At 73.6% G+C, this 21696-nt stretch carries 23 protein-coding genes and 1 pseudogene; 12 read left to right on the forward strand and 12 right to left on the reverse strand.

Going from position 1 to position 21696, the window contains the following annotated elements; all coding sequences use genetic code 11:
• Together GNZ18_RS44230 and GNZ18_RS38980 are read left to right on the forward strand one after the other, a co-directional pair.
• Positions 1-93, forward strand: a pseudogene (locus GNZ18_RS44230) (IS982 family transposase); the annotation flags it as partial.
• A 114-nt stretch (positions 94-207) separates the two neighbouring features.
• The gene (locus GNZ18_RS38980) at positions 208-1227 is read left to right on the forward strand and encodes an urease accessory protein UreH domain-containing protein (protein ID WP_156222326.1); all 1020 of its coding nucleotides are present in this window, start codon (positions 208-210) and stop codon (positions 1225-1227) included.
• On the opposite strand, the gene gltX is transcribed toward GNZ18_RS38980, so the two are convergent.
• Positions 1224-2627, reverse strand: coding sequence for a glutamate--tRNA ligase (gene gltX, locus GNZ18_RS38985; RefSeq protein WP_156222328.1), 1404 nt, complete (start codon positions 2625-2627; stop codon positions 1224-1226). The two genes, GNZ18_RS38980 and gltX, sit on opposite strands and share 4 nt — an antisense overlap.
• An 84-nt stretch (positions 2628-2711) precedes the next feature.
• Entirely contained in the window at positions 2712-3290 is a 579-nt protein-coding gene (locus GNZ18_RS38990) for a TIGR03086 family metal-binding protein (RefSeq protein ID WP_156222330.1), read from the reverse strand.
• Positions 3291-4165: 875 nt separating this feature from the next.
• Here GNZ18_RS38990 and GNZ18_RS38995 point away from each other — a divergent pair.
• Positions 4166-4804 carry a GmrSD restriction endonuclease domain-containing protein gene (locus GNZ18_RS38995; RefSeq protein WP_312875006.1) on the forward strand — a complete coding sequence of 213 codons (639 nt, stop codon included), beginning with the start codon at positions 4166-4168 and terminating at the stop codon, positions 4802-4804.
• 30 nt (positions 4805-4834) lie between these two features.
• On the opposite strand, the gene GNZ18_RS39000 is transcribed toward GNZ18_RS38995, so the two are convergent.
• On the reverse strand, positions 4835-5335 hold the full coding sequence (locus GNZ18_RS39000) for an HAD domain-containing protein (protein ID WP_156222334.1): 501 nt from the start codon (positions 5333-5335) through the stop codon (positions 4835-4837).
• Between the two features lie 97 nt (positions 5336-5432).
• Here GNZ18_RS39000 and GNZ18_RS39005 point away from each other — a divergent pair, with 97 nt between their 5' ends.
• Together GNZ18_RS39005 and GNZ18_RS39010 are read left to right on the forward strand one after the other, a co-directional pair.
• Positions 5433-6296 carry a class II glutamine amidotransferase gene (locus GNZ18_RS39005; protein ID WP_156222336.1) on the forward strand — a complete coding sequence of 288 codons (864 nt, stop codon included), beginning with the start codon at positions 5433-5435 and terminating at the stop codon, positions 6294-6296.
• A 63-nt stretch (positions 6297-6359) separates the two neighbouring features.
• A complete protein-coding gene (locus GNZ18_RS39010) occupies positions 6360-7172 on the forward strand; it encodes a PIG-L family deacetylase (protein WP_156222338.1) in 813 nt (270 codons plus the stop codon).
• Positions 7173-7457: 285 nt separating this feature from the next.
• Here the strand turns inward: GNZ18_RS39010 and GNZ18_RS39015 are convergent, their stop codons facing one another.
• On the reverse strand, positions 7458-7775 hold the full coding sequence (locus GNZ18_RS39015; protein WP_156222340.1) for a hypothetical protein: 318 nt from the start codon (positions 7773-7775) through the stop codon (positions 7458-7460).
• Between the two features lie 99 nt (positions 7776-7874).
• Positions 7875-8237: a VOC family protein gene (locus GNZ18_RS39020; RefSeq protein ID WP_156222342.1), complete on the reverse strand. Its 363-nt coding sequence runs from the start codon at positions 8235-8237 to the stop codon at positions 7875-7877.
• A 196-nt stretch (positions 8238-8433) separates the two neighbouring features.
• Between GNZ18_RS39020 and GNZ18_RS39025 the strand changes: the two genes are divergently transcribed.
• On the forward strand, positions 8434-9504 hold the full coding sequence (locus GNZ18_RS39025) for a phosphotransferase family protein (RefSeq protein WP_312875007.1): 1071 nt from the start codon (positions 8434-8436) through the stop codon (positions 9502-9504).
• Between the two features lie 71 nt (positions 9505-9575).
• Positions 9576-10082, forward strand: a complete 507-nt coding sequence (locus GNZ18_RS39030; RefSeq protein WP_156222344.1) for a GNAT family N-acetyltransferase — start codon at positions 9576-9578, stop codon at positions 10080-10082.
• A 25-nt stretch (positions 10083-10107) separates the two neighbouring features.
• On the opposite strand, the gene GNZ18_RS39035 is transcribed toward GNZ18_RS39030, so the two are convergent.
• Positions 10108-10836: a TetR/AcrR family transcriptional regulator gene (locus GNZ18_RS39035; RefSeq protein ID WP_156222346.1), complete on the reverse strand. Its 729-nt coding sequence runs from the start codon at positions 10834-10836 to the stop codon at positions 10108-10110.
• Between the two features lie 77 nt (positions 10837-10913).
• Here GNZ18_RS39035 and GNZ18_RS39040 point away from each other — a divergent pair, with 77 nt between their 5' ends.
• Positions 10914-11456 carry a hypothetical protein gene (locus GNZ18_RS39040; RefSeq protein ID WP_156222348.1) on the forward strand — a complete coding sequence of 181 codons (543 nt, stop codon included), beginning with the start codon at positions 10914-10916 and terminating at the stop codon, positions 11454-11456.
• A 50-nt stretch (positions 11457-11506) separates the two neighbouring features.
• On the opposite strand, the gene GNZ18_RS39045 is transcribed toward GNZ18_RS39040, so the two are convergent.
• Positions 11507-12445 carry a LysR family transcriptional regulator gene (locus GNZ18_RS39045; RefSeq protein WP_156222350.1) on the reverse strand — a complete coding sequence of 313 codons (939 nt, stop codon included), beginning with the start codon at positions 12443-12445 and terminating at the stop codon, positions 11507-11509.
• Positions 12446-12560: 115 nt separating this feature from the next.
• On the opposite strand from GNZ18_RS39045, the gene GNZ18_RS39050 reads away from it, so the two are divergent.
• Both GNZ18_RS39050 and GNZ18_RS39055 read left to right on the forward strand, forming a co-directional pair.
• Positions 12561-13478, forward strand: coding sequence for an NAD(P)H-binding protein (locus tag GNZ18_RS39050; RefSeq protein WP_156222352.1), 918 nt, complete (start codon positions 12561-12563; stop codon positions 13476-13478).
• Positions 13468-13833, forward strand: coding sequence for a darcynin family protein (locus GNZ18_RS39055; protein WP_156222354.1), 366 nt, complete (start codon positions 13468-13470; stop codon positions 13831-13833). The genes GNZ18_RS39050 and GNZ18_RS39055 overlap by 11 nt, the downstream gene beginning before the upstream one ends.
• Before the next feature lie 71 nt (positions 13834-13904).
• On the opposite strand, the gene GNZ18_RS39060 is transcribed toward GNZ18_RS39055, so the two are convergent.
• From GNZ18_RS39060 to GNZ18_RS39070, 3 genes are all read right to left on the reverse strand, one after another.
• Positions 13905-14939, reverse strand: coding sequence for a gamma carbonic anhydrase family protein (locus GNZ18_RS39060; RefSeq protein ID WP_156222356.1), 1035 nt, complete (start codon positions 14937-14939; stop codon positions 13905-13907).
• A 98-nt stretch (positions 14940-15037) separates the two neighbouring features.
• The gene (locus GNZ18_RS39065; RefSeq protein ID WP_156222358.1) at positions 15038-16288 is read right to left on the reverse strand and encodes a cytochrome P450 family protein; all 1251 of its coding nucleotides are present in this window, start codon (positions 16286-16288) and stop codon (positions 15038-15040) included.
• A 195-nt stretch (positions 16289-16483) separates the two neighbouring features.
• Positions 16484-17776 carry a tannase/feruloyl esterase family alpha/beta hydrolase gene (locus GNZ18_RS39070; protein WP_156222360.1) on the reverse strand — a complete coding sequence of 431 codons (1293 nt, stop codon included), beginning with the start codon at positions 17774-17776 and terminating at the stop codon, positions 16484-16486.
• 163 nt (positions 17777-17939) lie between these two features.
• Here GNZ18_RS39070 and GNZ18_RS39075 point away from each other — a divergent pair, with 163 nt between their 5' ends.
• Both GNZ18_RS39075 and GNZ18_RS39080 read left to right on the forward strand, forming a co-directional pair.
• Positions 17940-19028, forward strand: coding sequence for a sensor histidine kinase (locus tag GNZ18_RS39075; protein WP_156222362.1), 1089 nt, complete (start codon positions 17940-17942; stop codon positions 19026-19028).
• A complete protein-coding gene (locus GNZ18_RS39080) occupies positions 19025-19636 on the forward strand; it encodes a response regulator transcription factor (RefSeq protein ID WP_214621025.1) in 612 nt (203 codons plus the stop codon). The genes GNZ18_RS39075 and GNZ18_RS39080 overlap by 4 nt, the downstream gene beginning before the upstream one ends.
• 178 nt (positions 19637-19814) lie before the next feature.
• Here the strand turns inward: GNZ18_RS39080 and mctP are convergent, their stop codons facing one another.
• Both mctP and GNZ18_RS42885 read right to left on the reverse strand, forming a co-directional pair.
• Entirely contained in the window at positions 19815-21449 is a 1635-nt protein-coding gene (mctP, locus tag GNZ18_RS39085) for a monocarboxylate uptake permease MctP (RefSeq protein ID WP_312875008.1), read from the reverse strand.
• Positions 21446-21676, reverse strand: coding sequence for a DUF3311 domain-containing protein (locus GNZ18_RS42885; RefSeq protein ID WP_214621023.1), 231 nt, complete (start codon positions 21674-21676; stop codon positions 21446-21448). Before GNZ18_RS42885 ends, mctP begins: the two co-directional genes overlap by 4 nt.
• Positions 21677-21696 lie beyond the last annotated feature (20 nt).

A 21696-nucleotide genomic window follows, 5' to 3' on the forward strand; every position in this document is an offset into this window, starting at 1 on the left:
TGCCAACGCATCTGCGCCCTCAACGCCGCGATCTGGCACAACTGGCTGACCCACGCCCCGATCAAACGATCACTGACCGCCTACGACCACTGACCAGACCACACCACAACCCCCATCAACGATCTAGGCGGAGCCACCGGAAGCTGCCGGTCCGGTTACGCTTCGCGGCATCCCGGCGCGGGGACGGTCCTGCTGCGGGGGTGGGCCATGGACGTCACCGCGCTCTTCCTGACCGGCGCCGGAACGGGGCTGCTGGCCGGAGGGACGACCTGCGCCGCCGTGCAGCTCGGGCTCCTCACGGGCGCGGTCACCGGCGCCCGCCCCACCGGCCCCCCGCCCCCCGGTTGCGCGGCCTCCCCCGCCCGCGCCGGCACCGACGCGCGGGCCGTGGTGACGTTCCTGTCGGCGAAGCTCGTCGCGCACGTCCTGCTCGGCGCCTCGCTGGGGTTGGCGGGCGGCGCCGTCCAGCCGGGCCCGCGTGTGCGGGGCGTCCTGCTCGCGGCCGCCGCGCTGTCCCTCGCACTGTTCGCGCTCGACCTGCTGGGCTTCCGCCCTGCCCGACGCCTCCTGCGCCGCGACCGGCACCGCGGGGCGCCGGAGGCGACGCGCGGCGGGTGGCGGCGGGCCGCCGGGCTGGGCGCGGCCACCGTGGTCGTGCCGTGCGGGCTGACGCTGTCGGCGGAGCTGCTGGCCGTCACGTCCCGGTCGGCGGTGGGCGGCGCCGCGGTGATGGGCGGGTTCGTGCTCGGCACCGCGCCGCTGTTCGGCGCGGTCGGGGTCACGGTCGGGCGGGTCCTCGCGGTGGTGCGGGGGCGCGCCGCCGTCCTGCTGGCCGCCGGGCTGCTCGCCGCCGCCGGCTGGACGCTGCTGTCGGGCCTGCGGCTCGGCGGCTGGCTGCCCGAGCGGGGCGGGACGGCGACGGCGGCCGGCTCGGCGCGGTTCGTCCGGACCGACACCTCCGGCACGCAGCTGGTGACCGTGTGGGCGCTCGACCGGGGGTACCGGCCCTCGCGCGTCACCGCGCGGGCGGGCGTGCACACCGTCCTCGTGCTGCGGACGGACGGCACGCGCGGCCACACGCGGGCGTTCACGATCCCGCAGCGCGGCGAGGACGTGATCCTTCCCGAACACGGCGAGACGCGGATCGACCTGGGCGTCCCCGGGGCGGGCCGGATGCGCTTCGTCTGCGCGTCCGGCCACTACCCCGGCGCGATCACCTTCCGCTAGCCGGCGGTCGCGGCGAGGCGGGCGCAGGCGGCGGCGATGCGGGCGAGCGTGCGGTCGCGGCCGAGGATCTCCAGGGACTCGAACAGCGGCAGGCCGACGGTGCGCCCGGTGACGGCGACGCGGACGGGCGCCTGCGTCTTGCCGAGCTTCAGGCCGTGCTCGGTACCGATCCGCTCCAGCCGGGTCTTCAGCTCCTCGGCGTTCCAGGGCGCGTCGCGGTAGGACTCCTCGGCGGCGGCGAGGATCCGCTCGGCGGGCTCCTTCATGGCCTTGTTCCACGACTGCTCGTCGGCGGGCGGCTCGTCCAGGAACGCGAAGTCGATCATCGGGACGATCTCCGACAGCAGCGCCACCCGGGTCTGGGCCAGCGGCGCCAGCTCGGCGAAGACGGCCACGTCCACGTCGAAGGGGGCCTCCTGCAGGAACGGCAGGCACTCGGCGACGAACTTCTCGGCGGGCAGCGCGCGGATGTACTCGCCGTTGATCGCGCGGAGCTTCTTGACGTCGAAGAAGGCGGGCGAGGTGTTGACGTCCTCGACGCGGAACTCCTCGACGACCACCTCCCACGGGACGATCTCGCGGTCGCCGGAGGGCGCCCAGCCGAGCAGCATCAGGTAGTTGCGCATCGCCTCGGCGAGGTAGCCCTCGGCGCGGTAGTCCTCCAGGGCGACCTTGTCGCGCCGCTTGGACAGCTTCTGCCGCTTCTCGTTCACGACCACCGGCAGGTGCGCCCAGACGGGCGGCTCGGCGCCGAGCGCCTCCCACAGAAGCTGCTGCTTGGGCGCGTTGGACAGGTGCTCCTCGGCGCGCACGACGTGGGTGATCTGCTGGCTCATGTCGTCCACGACGTTGGCCAGTAGGAAGGTCACCGACCCGTCGGCGCGGGCGATGACGAAGTCCTCCAGGACGGCGTTCTCGAAGACGGGCTTGCCGCGCAGCAGGTCGACGACGGTGGTCTGGCCCTCGTCGGGGGTGCGGAAGCGCAGGGCGCGGCCGGGGCCGGGCTCCAGGCTGCGGTCACGGCAGAACCCGTCGTAGCCCTTGTGCTGGTCGCCGGTGCGGGCGGTCACGGCCTCGCGGGAGCAGTCGCAGTAGTAGGCGCGGCCCCGGTCCTTCAGCGTCTGGACGGCGGCGGCGTGCCGGTCGGCGTTGGCGGACTGGAAGTAGGGGCCCTCGTACTGCTCGCCGTCCATGCCGAGCCAGGCCAGCGCGCGGATGATGCCCTCGGTCCACTCGGGGCTGTTGCGCGAGGCGTCGGTGTCCTCGATCCGCAGCACGAGCGTGCCGCCGGACTGCACGGCCATCACCCAGTTGAACAGCGCCGAGCGGGCGCCCCCGACATGGAACATGCCGGTCGGTGACGGAGCGAAGCGTACGCGGATCGAAGAACTCGAAGACATGCCTCAAGGGTAGAGCGCGCGGGGCCCTCCCGCGTCCGGCCCCACGCGCTTCACCCTCATCGGCGCGTCATGGAGGCGGCGGGCTCAGGGCGTCCAGCGCGGGTCGCGGCCCGAGAGGCCGACGACGCGGTCGAGCAGCGGCGCGTCGGCGGCGACCGGCACCTCCTCCCCGAACACCTTGTACCGGCGGCCGAGCTCCACCGTCGTGACCAGGTAGTCCCACTCCGCCTGGACGGTCTCGGCCGCGAACCCCGGCTCGCGGCCGGTGGCGGCGGCGAGGTCCCAGCCGTGCAGGACGAGTTCGCTGAGCAGGAGCCCGCCGACGAACGGCGCGGGCATGCCCTCCGAGAGGCCGCTGAGGCTGGTCTTGCCCTCCCAGGCCGCCGGGTCGTCCCATGCCTCGGCGGTGCCGCGCGCCTGCTCGGCGAACCGGTCGGCCCAGTCCGGCTCGGCGGTGAAGTCGTGGTCCTCCCCGGGCCCGCCCGGGGGCTGGCGGCGCGCGGCCGTCTCGCCCCGCGCGTTCCACAGGCACAGGTGGTTGACCAGGTCGCGGACGCTCCAGCCGGGACAGGGGGACGGGTCGTCCAGCCGGTCCGCCGGGGTCTCGCGCATGATCCGCGCCGCGGCCTCGGCGGCGGGAAGCATCTGGTCCTGGACGCTCATGGCCCCTCCTTCGCTCATATGTTCGAACCAAGCCTAGGGGGAAGCACCCTCCCCTGTCTGCGATACCCGGCTGCGCCTCGTCTGCAATTGCCGGCCACGCCTCGGCGAGCGGCCCGGCGGCCACCTCCAGCCCGGCGGGAACGTCGTACGGGATGCCGCTGGACCCCGGGGCGGACCGCAGGATCGCGGCGAGCAGCGAGCCGTCGCCGCCGCCTAGGTGGGCGACCGCCCCGTAGCGGGCGACGTCGTGCGCGGCGCCGAGGCCGGGCGCGACGGCGCGGGTGCGCTCGGCCATCGCCCGATTGAAAATAACCGAGAATTATTCATTTGCGGCAAAGCACTCAAACAGCCTTATACCGGTCATCCGATGCCACGCGTACTCGCCCGTGGGAAGCGTCTCGGCCATATCGCCCCGGGTCCGCCAATCGTCCGGCGCGTCCGCGCGCGGCACCTGCCCGTGCCCGGTCAGCGCGAACAGGTCGGGGACGCCCTACTCGACGACGCCGAGGCAGGTCGGCGCCCGCAGCGGGCGCGGCAGTGACGGCGCGTGAGCACCGGCCTCCTTCGCCATCTCCGCGCTCGACAGCGGGCCGGGCGCCAGGGCGTCGCCGGCCCCAGTTCGACGGCCACGTAAACGATCTACGCCGGCATGGAACCGAAGGCCGGGTCCATCGGCGGTGATCTCGTCATCGGCCTGCTTCTCCCACCGCCGCCGACGCCAGGTGGCCCTCTCAGCGGCCGTCTTGGACGAATGACACCTGCTCCAAGGGAATGTCGTGACCTGATCGTGATGTCCGCTAACCAAATAGACATTTCTGGTTTATCTAACTATTTGAGACTGGCGGTATCTGCTCCCGATCGAAACGGAGTTATCCGTGAAAATCACGGGAATCACCGCCGTCACCATCTCCGCTCTCAGCGCGGCCGCCTCGCTGGTGGCACCGCTCGCGTCCGCCGCACTCGCCGCTCCGCCGCCCCCGCCCGGGGCGAGCGAGGCGGCCCAGCACCTCGCGGGGCTCACGGTGGAGGCGGAGGGCTCGCTCACCGGCTACAGCCGCGAGAAGTTCCCGCACTGGATCACGCAGTCCGGGACCTGCAACACCCGCGAGGTCGTCCTCAAGCGCGACGGGGAGAACGTGCAGACCGACGCGTCCTGCGCCGCGGTCTCCGGGACGTGGAAGAGCCCCTACGACGGGGCGACCTGGACCCAGGCGTCCGACATCGACATCGACCACATGGTGCCGCTCGCCGAGGCGTGGCGCTCGGGCGCCTCGGCCTGGACGACCTCGCGCCGCCAGGCGTTCGCCAACGACCTGACCAGCTCGCAGCTGTGGGCGGTCACCGACAACGTCAACCAGGCCAAGGGCGACAAGGACCCGGCGAAGTGGTCGCCGCCGCTGTCCTCGTTCCGCTGCATGTACGCGCGGTCCTGGATCGACGTGAAGTACCGGTACGACCTCGCGATCGACTCGGCGGAGAAGACGGCGCTGAACGGCATGCTCGGCAGCTGCTGATCCGTCCGCCGCGTCCCGGCCGGCCGGGGGTCAGAGATCGAGGGCCCTCAGCCAGGCCGCGGCGGCGGAAATGTGCTCGCCGGTGAGTCCGGTCAGCGGGTCGACCTCCACGAGGAGGTGGTCGGCCACGTCCGGCTCGCCGGCGAGGCAGGCGGTGGCGTCCGGCTCGTCCTCGAACCAGACGAACGGGCGCCCCCGCGTCCACGCGGCGACGTGCCGGGCCTTCCACGCGCCGAGCGTCCGCCCCTCCGCGGCGCCGGGGAAGCGCGGGATCGGGACGAACGGCAGCCTCGGCAGCCCCACGCGCGGCGCGATCCACTCGTTGGCGTTGTCGCACCAGTAGCTCGCCCACGCCAGTTCGGCGCCGGTCGACTCGGCCAGCTCCAGCAGTGAGGGGCCGTGCCCCGGGTCGAGCCAGAGCTGGAACGTGATCCCGTTCGGCGAGCACGCGTGCCGCCCGTACCCCTGGTGGGGCCTCTCGAAGGGATTGAGCACACCGTCAACGTCCAGCAGAACCACCGGCGACCCCATACCGGGACCGTACGTCATCGGCGGCCCCGGCGTCGAAGGTCCGGGTGCCGCGAGAACCGGGTGGGATGAGGGGCACCGGAGCGGGCATCGTCCCCGCATGTGCCGACTCTTCGGGATGACCACCGGCGGCCCCCGCGTGCACGCCACGTTCTGGCTGCTGGACGCGCCGGACAGCCTCTCCTCCCAGAGCCGCCGCATGCCCGACGGCACGGGCCTCGGCTGGTTCTCGCTGGGCGAGGAGCCCGTGCGCGACCGCGCCCCGATCGCCGCGTTCCGGGACGCCGACTTCAACGCCGAGGCCCGGCGCGTCGTGTCGCACACGTTCGTCTCCCACGTCCGGTACGCCTCGACCGGCGGGGCCGACGTCCACAACTCGCACCCGTTCGTGATGGACGACCGGCTGTTCGCCCACAACGGCGTGGTCCGCGGGCTGGACACGCTCGGGTCGTGGCTCACCGACGTGGACCGCGCGCCCGTCCAGGGGCAGACCGACTCCGAGCTGGTCTGTGCCTACGTCACCGCGGAGATCCGGCGCCGGGGCGACACGACGGCGGGGCTGGTCGCGGCCGTCCGGCGGATCGCCGCCGAGCTGCCGGTCTTCGCCCTCAACCTGCTGCTGGCCGAGTCGCGGCGGCTGTGGGCGCTGCGCTACCCGGCCACCCACCCGCTCTGGGTGCTGACGCCGGAGCTGGCCGGGCCCGGCGAGCCGGGCGCCGCCCGCCGCCTGGCCGCGGGCCGCGAGCAGGGCGGCATGGAGGTGGCCGCGCACCGCGAGTCGACGCCCGCGTGCGTCCTCGCCAGCGAGCGGCTCGACGACGACCCCGGCTGGCGGGCCCTCTCCCCCGGCGAACTGCTCGTCGTGGACGGCCCCGCCGCGACCTCGCACTTCCCGTTCGAGGCGCCCGCGCACCCGCTCACCGTGGCGGATCTGTCCGAGACCGAGTCCTCGTCGCAAACCTGATCGGCTCCACCCGGACCACGTAGAGTGGACGGCCGGACGAGCGGCCCGAGGAGTCCCGGAGCGATGGAGCACGAACTCACACTGATGGCGGTGCACGCCCATCCCGACGACGAGGTCCTCGGTACCGGCGGGCTGCTGGCGCGCTGCGCCGCGGAGGGCATCCGCACCGTACTGGTCACCTGCACCAACGGCGAGCAGGGCGACGACACCGGCGGCGCCAAGCCCGGCGACCCCGGCCACGACGCCGCCGGGGTGGCGCGGCGGCGCCTCGCCGAGCTGGCCGAGTCGGCCGCGCACCTGCGCATCGACGAGGTGGAGCTGCTCGGCTACCGCGACTCCGGGATGGTCGGCTGGGACACCAACGACGACCCGGCGGCCTTCGCGAACATCCCGCTGGAGGAGTCCGCCGGGCGCCTGGCGGAGCTGATGGAGCGCTACCGCCCCCAGGTCGTCGTCACCTACGACGAGGACGGCGGCTACGGCCACCCCGACCACATCCAGGCGCACCGCATCACCGTCGCCGCCGCGGAGAAGACCGGCGTGCCCGCCAAGCTGTACTACACGGCCATGCCCCGCTCCGGCATCAAGCGGATGTTCGAGTTCGTCAAGGAGGCCGGCATCGAGATCGACTTCGAGCCGCCGGAGGACTTCGGCACCCCCGACGAGCTGATCACCAGCGTCGTGGACGTCTCCGCGCACGTCGAGGCCAAGGTCAAGGCGCTCCAGGCGCACGCCAGCCAGGGCGAGAACATCTTCTTCCTGCGGATGCCCGAGAAGGTGCAGGCCACGATCTTCTCCTCCGAGACGTTCGTCCGGCAGTGGTCGCGCGTCGAGGCGCCCGCCCACGAGGACGACCTGTTCGCCGGCCTCAGGTGACCTTCCGGCGGGCCCGCGCCCGGTAGTGGTCCAGGACGTCCTGGCGCAGCGGGTAGCCGAACCCGGAGCGTTCGAGCCGCAGCGCCAGGGTGTCCTCGCCGACGCCGAGCGAGGCGGCGGCGAGCCGCCGGCCGTACCGCGCGAGCCGCTTGAGCAGGTCGCCGCGCTTGACCTGGCCCGTCCGAGAGCCGGAACGTCTTCAGGTAGGCGATCCGGCCGTCCCGGTCGGCGACGCACTCGCCGATGTGGTTCTCCGAGCGCGGGTCGAAGAGGGCAGGAAGCAGGTCACCTCGAACCCGTCGAGCTACTGGACGGTGCGCGTCCACGTCGTGCCGGATCCCCCCGGGCCATGACCTCGTCGTAGAACCCGGCCCACTCCTCCTCCGCCCGCGTCGCGGCGGCGCGCGGGTCGGCCAGGGTGGAGATCCCGTCGCCGTCCAGGACGGCGGCGCCCCTCCCCCATGAGCCGCGCAGGAGGTCCGGCGAGAGGCGCTGGTCGCCCTCGTCATGGTGGAACTCCCGCTGGCCGGTGGAGGTGATCGCCGCGTTGACGAACATCTGCGCGTCCTCGCACGCGATCGGGGGCGCGAACGGCGAGACCATCGCATTACGAGCGCGTATCGGAAGTCGTGCCGGAGTCCCGCGGCCGGCTCCCGAACCGGTAGCACCGGGAACCGCCGCGAGGCCCTCCGGTTTCGCGCCTCAGGGGCGGTAGGTTCCGAAGTACCATTCGTTGCCGTCCAGGTCGCGGGCCGCGTAGTCGCGGGACCCGTAGTCCTGGTCGGCCAGTTCCCGGAAGATCTCGGCGCCCGCCGCCCGGGCCACGTCGTGGTGCGCGTCGGGATCCTCGACCGCGACGTACACGGCGCTCGTGCCCGGCTTTCCGGTGCCGAACATGAACATTCCGGTGCCGTAGACCATCTCCGCGTGGACGACCTTGCCGGTGTCGTCCTTGTGCACCGAATGCGTCGTGAATCCGAACGCCTTCTCCAGGAATTCCATCGACGCGGCGGGATCGGCGCAATTGATCAGTGGGTAGATGGTCCGGCGGCTCTCGCTGGTCATCTCGTCCTCCCCGTGGATCGTCCTCGGCTGACCCTTCCCATCCTGATCCCGGCGAGACACGCCCGTCTTGGACGAATGTGACCTCCCGGACGCGCGGGCGCGTCCGCCCGGCGTGGAGCCGGGACACGGGGTAGACCTTCAACGACGCCGCGTGCGGCGCCCACGACCAGTCGGAACACGGGCCGGAGGGACGGACGTGCAGCCTGAGCAGATCGACCCCGCGCTGGTGGACTTCGCCGTCCTGGCCCGGTGGATGGACGGGCGGGGCCTGCCGCCCGGCCCGTTCGAGGACGTCGAGCCGCTGACCGGCGGGACGCAGAACACGCTGGTCCGCTTCCGGCGGGGCGGGCGCGGCTACGTGCTGCGGCGCGGCCCGGCCCACCTGCGCGCGCGGACGAACGACGTGCTGCGCCGCGAGGCCCGCGTGCTGGCGGCGCTGGAGGGCACCGACGTCCCGGCGCCGCGCCTGCTGGCCGCCTGCACCGACGAGAGCGTCATGGGCGGCGCCGTCTTCTACCTGATGACGCCGGTCGAGGGCTTCAACGCCACGGTGACCCTCCCCCGCCCGCACGCCCGCGACGCGGCCGTCCGGCGCGAGATGGGGCTCAACGCCGCGCGCGCCCTGGCCGCGCTCGGGGCGGTGGACCACCGCGCCGTCGGCCTCGCCGGCTTCGGCAGGCCGGAGGGGTTCCTGGAGCGGCAGGTGAGCCGCTGGATGTCGGAGCTGGCGTCCTACGGCGCGCTGCCCGGCTACCCCGGCCCCGACATCCCCGGCCTGGACGAGGTCGCCGCCTGGCTCGACGCGCACCGTCCCGCGACGTGGCGCCCGGGGATCATGCACGGCGACTACCACCTCGCCAACCTCATGTACTCCCCGCACGGCCCCGAGGTCGCCGCGATCGTCGACTGGGAGATGTGCACGATCGGCGACCCGCTGCTGGACCTCGGCTGGCTGCTGGCCACCTGGCCGTCCGGCGACGGAGAGGGCGACGGCGACGCGCTCGCCGGGCCGCTCGGCGCCGCGGGCGGGCTGCCCGCCGCGGGCGAGCTGGTCGACGCCTACGCCGGACGGCCCGACGCCGTCGCCGGGCGCGAGCTGTCGGCCATGCCCTGGTACGCGGTGCTCGCCTGTTTCAAGCTCGGCATCGTCCTGGAGGGCACCCACGCCCGCGCGTGCGCGGGGCAGGCACCGAGGCGGACCGGTGACATGCTGCACGGCCTCACGCTCGGGTTCTTCCGCCGCGCCCAGGCCATCATCGCCTCCTGACCGCTTCCGAGGACGGCCGCCTCGCGGCAATGATCATGGTTCTGCGAGGATCGGCGCGCGAAGGAGGCGACATGGAGATCCGCAGGGGCGGCATGCGGGACGTGCCGACGATCATGGTGATGTTCGACGCCGCCGTGGCGTGGCTCGTGGCGAACGGGCGGCCGGACCAGTGGGGCACCGAGCCCTGGTCCGCCGACCCGGCGAAGGTGGAGCGGATCACCGGCATCGTCCGCACCAACGACGTCTGGATGGCGGAGCTGGACGGGCGGCCCGCCGGGGTCATCGCCGTCGGGAAGGAGCCGCCGTCCTACGTCGACGCGGCCGACGAGCCGGAGCTGTACATCAACCTGCTGCTCACCGACCGCGAGTTCACCGGGCGCGGGGTGGGCGGCGCGCTGATCGCCAAGGCCGGCGAGGAGGCCCGCGCCTGGGGCGTCGGGCTGATGCGCGTGGACTGCTACGCGGGCGGGGGCGGTCCGCTGGTCGACTACTACCGGCGGCACGGGTTCGAGCCCGTCCGCACGGTCAAGGTCAAGGAGGCCCCGGTCCAGGTGCTCTCCCAGCGCATCACCGGTTGAGGTCCGTCCTGGGGCGCCGGCGGCGTCACAGCATGGCCCGCACCCCGGCGACGAGCATGGTCAGGACCGACTCGAACAGCGCGTCGGGGGGCTCCCCCGCGGACTCGGCCGCCAGGAGCCGCAGATGCGGGAGCGCCTCGGCCGGCGTGCCGGGCGGCACGCCGGTCCAGCCGGCCGGGTCCAGGCCGAAGGGCGGCCGGTCGTGCACGGCGTCCCAGATCTCGGCGAACCCGGCCACCTGGAGCACGGTGACCGACCAGGCCCGGTAGGCGTCCCGCGGCGAGAGCCCCAGTTCGAGGAAGAAGCCCACCAGGGCGTCGTCGGCCCGCAGGAGGTCGGACGAGGCGAACGGGGTGAGGTCCTCGGCGCGCGCGAGCGCCGGCATGCCCGGATGGGCGCGGTACCACGAGCGCAGCTCCCGGCAGTAGGCCCGCAGGCTCTCGGGCCACCGGTGAGGGTCCAACCGCGGCCGCGGCCGGTCGGACTGGCACACGGCCACCATCTCCGCGAGCAGGTCCCGGCGGTCGGCGACGTAGTTGTAGAGCGCGCGCGGCGAGACCCGCAGACGGGCGCCGACGGCGCGCATCGTCACCTCGGCCGGGCCCGCCTCGGCCAGGATCCCCAGCGCCGCTCGGGCGATCCTCTCCCTGGTCAACGTGGGTCTGCCCTTGCGGAACTCCGGCCGTCTGCGGGTCGCGGCGGCGGGCTCGTCGCGCGCCCGCGCGGAGTCCTCGGCGTCGTCGGATGGGGGCACCCGGCCATCGTAGCGATCACTGAACTTCACACTTGTTGACTTTAAGGACCACACGAGCTTAGGTGAGCCTTACCAAAGTGATCGCAACCGTTCGGGAGGTCGGCATGCAGTGGTCCTCGGTCGTCGGGTACGGGGTGGGCTGCGGGGCGGCGCTCAGCGTGGTGTTCACCGCCGCGGTGTTCGCCGGGGCCGCCCTCAGCAGGGACTTCCTGCTGAACGACTATCCGCCGGCGATTCAGGAGCGGTACGGCAGACCCAAGAGCGCGCGCGGGCGCCGGGTCGCGGTCTGGTTCGGCGTGGTCGTCTGGGGCGTGGCCGGGCTGCCGCTGCTGACCGCGGCGATGGTCGGGCTCGACGGCGCGCTGGACGGCGGTCTGACCTTCCTGCCCGCCGCCCTGTGCGCGGCGCTGGTCTTCGCCACGCTGGCGCTCTGGGACCTGGTCGTCCTCGACTGGATCATCTTCGCCGGGCTGCGTCCCCGCCTGCTGGTCCTGCCCGGGACCGAGGGCATGGCCGAGTACCGGAACCTGCGCTTCCATCTCACCGCCGCGATCAAGGGCAGCCCGCTGATCGCCGTCGTCGGCCTGGTCACCGGGGGCATCGCCGCCCTGCTCGCCTGAACCCTCGGGTACCGGCCGGGTCGGCACGGGACGATCTCCGGGCCGGGGGGCTATTCCTCCCGGGCCGGGCGCAGTACCCGCCGCACACCGTCCCGCAGCCACCGGTGGGCCCCGTCGGCGGTATGGCGCGGGTGCCAGGCCATGCCGATCGTCACCGGCGGCAGCGGTACCGGGATCTCCAGCAGGCGCAGCCCCAGCGCGCGCGCCGCGTCGCCGAGCGGCGAGGGGGGCTCGCCCGGCAGCGCGGCCGGCACCAGGCAGACGACGTCCCCGGCCGCGGCCAGCGCCATCGCCGCCAGATGCCCGGGCAGCACGACGCTGACCCTCCGGCTGAGCCCCCGCTCGCGCAGGGCCGCGTCCAGCGGACCGGTGAAGCGCCCCCGGCGGCTGACCACCACATGCTCGGCCGCGGCGAGCCCGGCGGGCGTCAGGGGTCCCTCGGCGAGGGGGTGCCCCGCCCTGACCCCGGCCGCCATCCGCACCGTGGTCAGCTTCTCGACCCGGGTCTCCGGGTCGACGTGGTCGATCGCGCCGATCTCCAGGTCGACGCGGCCCTCGCGCAGCGCGGGCCCGGCCTCCCACTCCTCGGGCGGCATCCGCAGCGAGACGCCCGGCGCCTCGCGCCGGGCCAGCCCGAGCAGGCCCGGCGCGAGGGCCACGCCGACCAGGTCCGAGGTCTGCACGGTGAAGGTGCGCCGCAGCGCGGCGGGGTCGATCCCGCCGCTCGGGGTGAGCAGCGCCTCCAGCCGGCGCACCACCGCGGCGGCCTCGTCCCGCAGCGCCTCGGCGCGGGGCGTGGGCACCATCGCCTGCCCCGCCCGCACCAGCAGCGGGTCCTGGAGCACCCGGCGCAGCCGGGCCAGGGTGCGGCTCATCGCCGCGGGCGAGGTGCGCAGCCGCGCGGCGGCACGCGTGACGCTCTGCTCGGCCAGCAGGGCATCGAGGGCGATCGCGAGATTGGCGTCGAGGTGCGGAACTTGGCTGCTCAAGGGCGTTATTCCGTTTCAGACAATGATTGGATGCTGAAGTTCCCATTGTGGCAACGCGGTCCGGATCCGCACCCTGAGGGGGCCGTACCGATCCGACACAACCCACGAGGTCTTCATGATCGTCATTACCGCGCCCACCGGGAACATCGGCCGCCGGCTGCTGCCGCTCCTGGTCGAGGCCGCGCCCGCGCGCGGCGAGGAGGTGCGGGTCGTCGTCCGCGACCCCGCCCGGCTCCCCGCGACCGTCCGCGGACGGGTCGAGGTGGTCACCGGCTCGCACGGCGACGCCGCGACCGTCGAGCGCGCCTTCGCCGGGGCCGACGCCGTCTTCTGGCTGGTGCCGCCGGACGCCTCGATCACGCCCGAGGAGGCCTACAGCGGCTTCACCCGCCCGGCCGCGCGGGCGCTCGCCGTCCACCGCGTCGGCCACGTCGTCGGGGTCTCGGCGCTCGGCCGCGGCACCCCGCAGGCCGCCCACGCCGGTCTGGTCACCGCGTCCCTGGCCATGGACGACCTGATCGCCGGCTCCGGCGCCGCCTACCGCGCCCTGGCCGCCCCGTCCTTCTTCGAGAACCTGCTGGAGGAGGTCGACTCGATCCGCGAGCGGGGCGTGTTCACCGACACCGTCGCCGCGGACCGCCCGGCCCCGCTGGTGGCCGCCGCCGACATCGCCGCGAGGGCGGCGGACCTGCTGCTGGACCGCTCCTGGACCGGTGTCGGCAGCGTTCCGGTGCCCGGCCCGCAGGACCTGTCGCCGAACGACATGGCCCGCATCATGACCGAGGAGCTGGGCCGTCCGGTCCGCTACCGCCGGCAGCCGCTGGAGGACTTGCGGTCCGCCATGCTCGCCCACGGCCTCAACGAGGCGTTCGTCGAGGGCATGGTCGCCATGAAGCGCGCCAAGGACCTGGGCCTGGACTCCGGCTTCGACCGCTCCTCGCGGACGGGTCCGGCCACCGGGTTCGCGCGGTGGTGCGCGCGGACGCTCAGGCCCGCCGTCCTCGCCGCGCCGGAGGCAGCCGATGCCCGCTGACCGCACCGAACCGCCGGTCACCGCGTTCATGCTGGTCAAGACCACGCCCGAGTGGCTGGCGATGACCGTGGCCGAACGCGTCCGCGCCTTCACCGCCGAGGTCGTCCCGGTGATCGAGGCCCGCGCCCGCGGCGTCCGCTCCCGCTTCTACGACACCGAGTTCTACTCGGCGCGGGTCACCGACATCTGGGTCTGGGAGGCCGACGACCACGACGCCTACCGGCTGCTGATCGACGCGTTGCGCGAGACCCCCTTCTGGGACCGCTACTTCACCGTCGTGGACCTGCTCGTGGGCACCGAGAACGGCTACGCCCGCACCTACGGCCTGGAGCCGGTGGCCACCATCACCACCTGACGCTCCGACGCGACCGGCCGGTGCAGCCGCCTCCCCGTGGCGGCACCGGCCGGGCGAAGGGCACCGCCCGCCTAGCGGACCCTGCGGATGGTGGCGGCGGCACCGGGCGGGAAGGCCCAGGTCGGGCGGGGCGGCGCGGCGGTCAGGGTGGCGGTCAGGCGGGCGGGGAAGCCGTCCAGGTCGGAGCGCGGGCCGAAGGCGTCGCGCTGCTTGACGCAGGCGCCGGCGCGCACGATCGACTCGGCGCCGACCGCGCTGCCGTCGCAGACGATGGCGCCGGGCTCGACGACGACGCCGCGGCCGATATGGCAGCCGTGGATCATCGCCCCCGGGCCGATGACGGTGTCGTCCTCGATGGTCAGCCGGTTGTCGGGCAGCAGGTGCAGGACGGTGTTCTCCAGGATCTGCACCCGGGAGCCGATGGTCACCGGGCCGTGCGAGTCACCGATGATCTTCACGCCGGCGCCGATCAGGGAGTCGGTGCCGATGGTGACGTCGCCGGTGATCTCGGCCGAGTCGAACAGGACGGTTCCCGCGCCGATCTGCGGGGTCTTGTCGCGGTAGGCGTACAGGCTTCCCATGTGCTCTCCCGCGGTCAGCGGCCCGTGCAGCACGCTGCCGGGGTGGTCGGTCAGGCCGGTCTGGTGGTCGCGAAGCGCGGCGACGCGTTCGCGGTCGGTGTCGTTCGCGGTCCGCAGGACGTGCGGCGGGCGGCCGACGAGCACGGTCTGGGACGGGACGACCGTGCCGGCGGGCACGAGGGTGCCCTCACCGAGGATGCAGCCGTCGCCGAGCCGCGACCCCGGCATCAGGATGGCGCCGTTGCCGATCTCGCACAGGTCTCCGACGGCGGCCCCGACGATCGTCGCCCGATGCCCGAAGACGGTCCGCCGGCCGATCCGGACGGGGTGGTCGGGCGTGCCGATGATCACCCCGTTCTCCAGGACGGCCGAATGGTCGCCGATCCGCACCGCCCCGTCCTCCGACCGGACCACCAGGCCCTGCGCCAGGACGGCGCCCGCCCCCACGTGCACGTCGCCGAGGAGCACGGCCGAGGCGGCGATCTCCGCGGCGGGCTGGTCGCCGATGGGTCTGTTGAGGCTCATGACGTTCCTTCCGTCCCGGCCTCAGTCTCGCCCATCCCTCCATGCGGGCCACCCCCTGCCCCCCTACCAGCCGACCGGTGGACCCGGTCCGAGGGGCGTCAGGCGGTGGGCCTGAGGCGGACGGGCAGGGCGCGGTGGCCGTTGGAGATGAAGGAATCGAGCGGCAGGAGTTCACCCGGCTCCACGGCCGGCTCCATTTCCGGGAACCGCTCGAAAAGCGCGGGCAGCGCCAGCGACGCCTCCAGCCTGGCCAAGGGCGCGCCGAGGCAGTAGTGGACGCCGTGGCCGAACGCCATGTGCTCCTTGTCGGCCCGGGTGACGTCGAAGAGGTCGGCGTCGGCGCCGTGCGCGTCCGGGTCGCGTCCGGCGGCGGCGTAGCAGGCGAGGATCGCCTCGCCCTTGGCGAGCGTGACACCGTCCTCCAGCGGGATGTCCTCGACGGCGAAGCGCAGCGGCAGGTTGGCCACCGGAGGCTCCGCCCGCAGGGTCTCCTCGACGACGTCGTCCCAGGTCGCCCGCCCTGCCCGGACCAGGGCGAGCTGGGTGGGACGGGTCAGCAGGGCGTGGATCGCGTTGTCGAGGAGGTTGACGGTGGTCTCGTGGCCCGCGCTCAGGAACAGCGTGAGCGTGTCGACCAGTTCCTCCTCCGACAGGGGCGAGCCCTCGTCGCGGGCGGCGATCAGGGCCGACGACAGGTCGTCGGTGGGGCGCGCCCGCTTCTCCCGGACGAGCCCGCGCAGGACCTCCCGCATCCGCGGCAGCGCCGCGGCGGCCTCCTCCGGCGCGGCCGTGGTGCGGAAGAACACGTCGACGCAGCGGCGTATCTCCTCGCGCACGCCCGCGTCCTCGACTCCGAACAGCTCGCAGATCACCCTGATCGGCAGCGGATAGGCGTAGCGGTCGCGCAGGTCCACCGGCTCGCCGGGCGCCGCGCCGTCGAGCCCGTCGAGCCCGTCGAGCAGCGCGGCGACGATCGCCTCGACGCGGGGACGCAGCGCGGCGGTGCGGCGCGCGGTGAACGCGCTGGACGCCAGCCGCCGCAGCCGCCGGTGGTCGTCGCCGTAGGCGGTGAGCATGTTGCGCACCGCGACCCAGGCGAACAGCGGCCATCCCGGCCCGACCTCCCCGTTGGTCAGGGGCGGCCAGTGCAGGTAGGCGTCCTTGGAGACCCGGTCGTCGGTCAGCAGCCGCCGCAGCGGTTCCGGACCGCTCACCGCCCACGCCTCCACGCCGCCGGGCAGCACCACGCGCGCCACCGGGCCTCGCGCGCGGATCCGCGCCGCGTCGCCCTGCACGTCACGGCCGGTGGGGTCGATGACGAACGGACCGTCGTCGTCGGAGGTGCGCATCGGGCTCTCCCCGGGGCTGCCTGGTGGTGCCGGGAGCTGGTGGTGCCGGGCGATCGCCGGTCATACCGGCCGCACCGCCCTCAGGCGGTCGGCCGGCGCCGGTCCGCCGCCCGTCATCGCCAGTACTACGCGCGGCCGAGCGGCATTGTCCATACGGTCCGACTGGCCGCAAGAGGCCGGACGGTCGCGGGCCCCTCAGCCGACGGCTCGTCCTCCCCCCTGCGTCCAGGCGGCCAGCCGGTCGAACGCATTCAGGAAGTCGGACTGCATCGGCCGGACGAGCGTGGGGAAGGCGGCCGCGAGTCCATCGGTGTGGCTCCCGCCGGGCACGCGGTGGTAGCGGTGCAGCGCCCCCCGGCCCGCCCCGCGCACCATCTCGTCGTACACGTCGCCGTTCCTGCTGATCGGCGTCAGCACGTCCAGCGTGCCCTGGATGCTGATGAGCGGCCGTCCGATGCGTCCCGTCAGGGAAACGCGTTCCACCGCCTTCCGCACCGCCTTCGGACGCGACCGGAGCCGGTAGTCGGTGTCGCATCCGGAGCCGGTGCCCTCCGCGCAGAACGGCGTCCCCGCCTGGGCGGCCCCGTCGTAGGAGGGGTCGAGCTCCTCCCGGATGACCCGCTGGAAGAAGTCCCACTGGTTCTTGTGGTGGTAGTCCCAGAGCGGCTCCGATCCCGCCGGATATCCGGCGGCGAGCATCTCCTCATGCGCGCCCGGCCTGCCCGCCTTGTACCGGGGGTAGGCGCGGAGCGCGGGCGGAAGCGTGGTCAGCAGGCTCGGACCCTTCGACGCGAACGTCAGCGCGTTCCAGTCGACGCCCCCTGTGTAGAGGCGCGGGTAGCGCTCAAGCTGCGCGCGGACGAGATATCCCCCGGCCGACAGGCCGGCGGCGTAGGTGTGGCGCGGGGCCCGGCCGTACCGCCGCGCCGCGACCTGTTTGGCCGCGATGGTCAGCTGGGCCAGGCGCGTGTGCCACTCCTGGATCGCGTCGCCCGGCCTGCGCCCGTCCTGGTAGATGGCGGGCCCGGTGTTGCCCTTGTCGGTCGCCGCGAACGCGTAGCCCCTGGCCAGGACGTGGTCGCCGATGATCCGGTCGTTGGCGTACTGCTCGCGTACACCGGGCGGGCCGCTCACCACCAGCCCGCCGTTCCAGCGCTCGGGGAGCCGGATGACGAACTGCGCGTCGTGGTTCCAGCCGTGCGTCGGGTTGGTGGCGGACGTGTCAGGGAAGTAGCCGTCGATCTGGATTCCCGGCACACCCGACGGGTTGACCGCCCCGGGCGCCACCAGCCCGGCCCAGTCGGCGGGGTCGGTGTGCCCGCTCGGAACCGTCCCGGCCGTCGTGAGGTCGGGGAGGCACGCGACGACGGAGCGCTCCGCGCCGGGGACGCCGAGCCCCCGTTCACCGCAGCCCGCGTCAGCGACGGCGGCAGGGCTCAGCGTGGATGCGAGCAGGACCGGAACGAGCAGGGCGGTACGCGACACCATGGGGGACTCCTTCGGTAGGGACACCCCGCAACGTAGGAAGCGACGCCCCCACCGGATAAGTGAGAGGTGGCCAGACCCTCGCCGGCCGGACGGCACATGACCTATGGCCAGACCCTCCGCGCGCCCGTAGCCCGCGCGGCGCCCTCACGCGTAGCCTGCGCGCATGGCGACGACGCGCCCCGTGCCCTGGGTGCCACCCCTCCTCTGCCTCGCGGTACTGCTCGGCGGCGTCTACTACGCCCTCGTGGACGCGGGCCCATCGCTGCGCACCGCCGGCTTCGCGGCCTGCGTCCTGGTGGTGATGGGGGTGGACGCCCTCGACCGGCGCGTCCCCGCGCCCGCGCTCCTGGCGGTCCGGACGGCCCTCTACGCGGCGGTCAACGCGCTGGACGCCTCGGGGGTCGCGCGCGTGCTGTTCGTCCTCATCCCCTTCACGGCCTACTTCGCGTTCGGACGCCGCGCCGCGGTCGCGCTCGGCGCCGGATGCGTCGCGGCGATCGTGGCCGCGTACACGCTCTGGGTTCCGGACTGGCAGGTCCGCGCCGCCTACATCTCCGACCTGGTGATGTTCGCCCTCGGCATCGTCCTGGCCGTGACGATGGCCGCCGTCGCCGTCCGCGAGCGGGAGGCCCGCGTCCGGCTGGAGCGGACCATGCGCGAGGTGCGGGACCTGTCCGCCGCCGACGAGCGCAACCGGCTCGCCCGGGAGATCCACGACAGCCTGGGCCATCACCTGACCGCCATCGGCATCCAGTTGGAGAAGGCCGCCGCCTTCGCCGAGCTCGACCCCGCGGCGTCCCGGTCCGCGGTGTCCGACGCCCGCTGGTCGGCCGACCGCGCCCTCACCGAGGTGCGCCGGTCGGTGCGCGCGCTCGGGCCGGACCGGTTCCGGCTGACCGGCGCGCTGACCGATCTGATCGCGCGCCTCAACGACGACCGCCTCGCCGTCACCCTTGAGGTGGTCGGCGACGAGGGGGAACGCCCCCAGGCGGCGCTCACCGCCGTCTACCGGGCCGCCCAGGAGGCGCTGACCAACGCGTGCCGCCACTCAGGCGCCACCCGCATCAAGCTCTCCCTGTCCTATGAGGACTCCGGGGCCAGCCTGGTCGTCACCGACGACGGCCGGGGCTTCGACATGCGGGAGGGATTCGGCATACGCGGGATGCGCGAGCGGATCGGCCGCCTCGGCGGCCGCTTCGAGCTCGCGAGCGCGTCCACCGGCACCACGGTCTCGGTCACGGTCCCCTGGTGAACGGCATCCGGGTCCTTGTGGCGGACGACCAGGAACTCGTCCGTGAGGGAATCGCCTCGCTCCTCGGCCTCCAGCCGGGCATCGACGTGGTCGGCACGGCCCGCGACGGCGCGGAGGCCGTCGAGGCCGCCCCGTCCGCCGACGTGATCCTGATGGACGTGCGCATGCCCGGCATGGACGGTGTCGCGGCCACCGCGGAGGTCCGCCGCAGGACCCCGTCCTGCGGGGTCGTGATGCTCACGACGTTCGACGACGACGAGTACGTCGTCCAGGCCCTGCGCGCGGGCGCCTCCGGGTACCTGCTGAAGAACCTGCCGGCGGCCGAACTCGCGGCCGCGGTGCGGCTGGCCCACTCCGGCGTCACGCAACTCGACTCCGCCGTCGCCCGCCGCCTCGCCGCCGCCCTCCCCGGCCCCGGGTCGCTCACCCCGCGCGAGACCGACGTCCTCCGGCTGATCGCGGCCGGCGCCACCAACAAGGAGATCGCCTCCCGCCTGTACGTCAGCGAGGGAACGGTGAAGAACCACATCTCCCGCATCCTGCAGCGCCTCAACCTGCGCGACCGGACCCAGGCCGCCCTCTACGCCAAGGACCAGGGCCTCCTCTAGCGACACCGGCCGGCCCCCGGGGAGGCCGACCGCGCGGTCGGCCGGGTGTTCGGATGGCGCGATCGTGGAACATAACCCGGCAAGGCCGGTGGAACCGGGCGGTCGGTGACGCCCTTACGCCGCACGGACGGCGACCGAGCCGCTCGCCCCGTTCCACCGGCCCAGAACCGGCCCCAGGTCAGACGGGCCGGCCGGTGAGGGAGCGGCCCGGGTCGTCCGGCGCCGCCGGGGCGGGGTCCGCGTCGGCGAGGTAGTCGTCCGGGTTCGTCTCGTCCTGGCCCTCCGGCGCCCTCACCGCCCGGAGCAGCAGCGTGACCGCCACCACCACGACCATGTTCAGCGCGAACGCGGTCAGCGCGATGTAGCCGGTGTGGCCGACGAACGGGATGTCGTCGAGCGGCGACCCGAAGTGCCTCTGCGTGGGCGAGGACGTGCCGTAGGCGGTCATCGTCCCGTAGGCCATGCCGGCGGCCCAGCCCGCGAGCAGCGCCCACCGGTGCGGCCACCGGGTGAACAGGCCGATCGCGATCGCCGGGAACGTCTGCACGACCCAGATGCCGCCGAGCAGCTGCAAATTGATCGCCAGTGACTTGTCGAACCCGAGGACGAACACCAGCGCGCCGAGCTTGACCAGCAGCGACACCAGCTGCGACACCCGCGTCTCCTCCTCGGGCGTCGCGTCCGGCCGCAGGAACGCGGCGTAGACGTTGCGGGTGAACAGGTTGGACGCGGCGATCGACATGATCGCGGCGGGCACCAGCGCCCCCACCCCGATCGCGGCGAACGCGAGCCCGGCGAACCAGCTCGGGAACACCTGCTCGAACAGCTCGGGCACCGCGAGCTGCGGGTTGCCCGCCGCCTTCACGGCGGCGACGGTGCCCGGGTGGGCGAGGGCCATGTAGCCGAGCAGCGCGAGCAGGCCGAGCAGCAGCGAGTAGGCGGGCAGCAGCGCCGCGTTGCGCCGGATGACGTCGCGGCGCCCGGCGGCGAGCGCGCCGGTCACCGTGTGCGGGTAGATGAACAGCGCCAGCGACGAGCCGAGCGCCAGCGTCCCGTACGCCCAGTGCGTCATGTCGTTGGTGAACAGCGACCCGGCGGGCTTGCCGGTGGCCGGGTTGGGCCTGGCCAGCGCCGTCTCCGCCGTTCCGAAGATCGAGTCCCAGCCGCCGAGCCTCGTCGGGATGTACACGACCGCGACGATGATCACCAGGTAGATCAGCGCGTCCTTGACGAAGGAGATCAGCGCGGGCGCGCGCAGGCCCGAGGTGTAGGTGTAGGCCGCCAGCAGGCCGAACGCGATGAACAGCGGCAGGTCCTTCGCCCAGCCGGAGCCGGTGACGCCCATGACGGTGAGGACCGCCTGGATGCCGACGAGCTGGAGGGCGATGTAGGGCATCATCGCCAGGATCCCGGTGAGCGCGACGGCGAGCCCGAGCGACTTCGACCCGAACCGCCCGCGGACGAAGTCGGCGGCGGTGACGTACCCGTGCCGATGGGCGACCGACCACAGGCGCGGGCCGACCAGGAACACGATCGGATAGGCGATCGCCCCGTAGGGGACGGCCCAGAAGCCCATCGCGCCGCCCGCGAACACCGCCGACGGGACGGCGACGAAGGTGTAGGCGGTGTACAGGTCGCCGCCCAGCAGGAACCAGGTGACGAACGTGCCGAAGCCGCGTCCGCCGAGGCCCCACTCGTCCAGGTGCATGAGGGTCTGGCCGCGCCGCCACCGCGCGGCGGCGAAGCCGACCACGGTCACCACCGCGAAGACGGCGATGAAGATGGCGAGTTCGACGCCCTCGACGTCCTTCACCGCGCACCGCCCCGGCGCCGGGTGAGCAGGTGGGCTCCGCCGATGCAGACGGCGGTGAGCAGCACCCACAGGAGCTGCCACCAGTAGAAGAACGGGAAGCCCGCGAGGCGCGGGCTCTCCTTGGCGTAACTCGGCACCGCCAGGTACACGAGGAACGGGGCGGCGAGCAGCACACCGGCCGCCGCCTTCCTCGCAGCCGTGACGCGGGCGGGGGACGTGTCACTCACGTGCTGACCTCCAGGGCCGG

The organism is Actinomadura litoris (assembly GCF_009733595.1).
In the GTDB taxonomy this organism is placed as follows: domain Bacteria; phylum Actinomycetota; class Actinomycetes; order Streptosporangiales; family Streptosporangiaceae; genus Spirillospora; species Spirillospora litoris.

What these genes read in the sequence shown, in the direction of transcription:
- GNZ18_RS39065 (WP_156222358.1), bottom strand. Translation starts at nt 16,288, where the DNA reads ATGCGCACCTCCGACGACGACGGTCCGTTCGTCATCGACCCCACCGGC.
- GNZ18_RS39050 (WP_156222352.1), top strand. Translation starts at nt 12,561, where the DNA reads ATGATCGTCATTACCGCGCCCACCGGGAACATCGGCCGCCGGCTGCTG.
- GNZ18_RS39015 (WP_156222340.1), bottom strand. Translation starts at nt 7,775, where the DNA reads ATGGTCTCGCCGTTCGCGCCCCCGATCGCGTGCGAGGACGCGCAGATG.
- GNZ18_RS39055 (WP_156222354.1), top strand. Translation starts at nt 13,468, where the DNA reads ATGCCCGCTGACCGCACCGAACCGCCGGTCACCGCGTTCATGCTGGTC.
- GNZ18_RS39075 (WP_156222362.1), top strand. Translation starts at nt 17,940, where the DNA reads ATGGCGACGACGCGCCCCGTGCCCTGGGTGCCACCCCTCCTCTGCCTC.
- GNZ18_RS38980 (WP_156222326.1), top strand. Translation starts at nt 208, where the DNA reads ATGGACGTCACCGCGCTCTTCCTGACCGGCGCCGGAACGGGGCTGCTG.
- gltX (WP_156222328.1), bottom strand. Translation starts at nt 2,627, where the DNA reads ATGTCTTCGAGTTCTTCGATCCGCGTACGCTTCGCTCCGTCACCGACC.
- GNZ18_RS39010 (WP_156222338.1), top strand. Translation starts at nt 6,360, where the DNA reads ATGGAGCACGAACTCACACTGATGGCGGTGCACGCCCATCCCGACGAC.
- GNZ18_RS39070 (WP_156222360.1), bottom strand. Translation starts at nt 17,776, where the DNA reads ATGGTGTCGCGTACCGCCCTGCTCGTTCCGGTCCTGCTCGCATCCACG.
- GNZ18_RS39060 (WP_156222356.1), bottom strand. Translation starts at nt 14,939, where the DNA reads ATGAGCCTCAACAGACCCATCGGCGACCAGCCCGCCGCGGAGATCGCC.
- GNZ18_RS39030 (WP_156222344.1), top strand. Translation starts at nt 9,576, where the DNA reads ATGGAGATCCGCAGGGGCGGCATGCGGGACGTGCCGACGATCATGGTG.
- GNZ18_RS38990 (WP_156222330.1), bottom strand. Translation starts at nt 3,290, where the DNA reads ATGAGCGTCCAGGACCAGATGCTTCCCGCCGCCGAGGCCGCGGCGCGG.
- GNZ18_RS39005 (WP_156222336.1), top strand. Translation starts at nt 5,433, where the DNA reads ATGTGCCGACTCTTCGGGATGACCACCGGCGGCCCCCGCGTGCACGCC.
- GNZ18_RS39000 (WP_156222334.1), bottom strand. Translation starts at nt 5,335, where the DNA reads ATGGGGTCGCCGGTGGTTCTGCTGGACGTTGACGGTGTGCTCAATCCC.
- GNZ18_RS39020 (WP_156222342.1), bottom strand. Translation starts at nt 8,237, where the DNA reads ATGACCAGCGAGAGCCGCCGGACCATCTACCCACTGATCAATTGCGCC.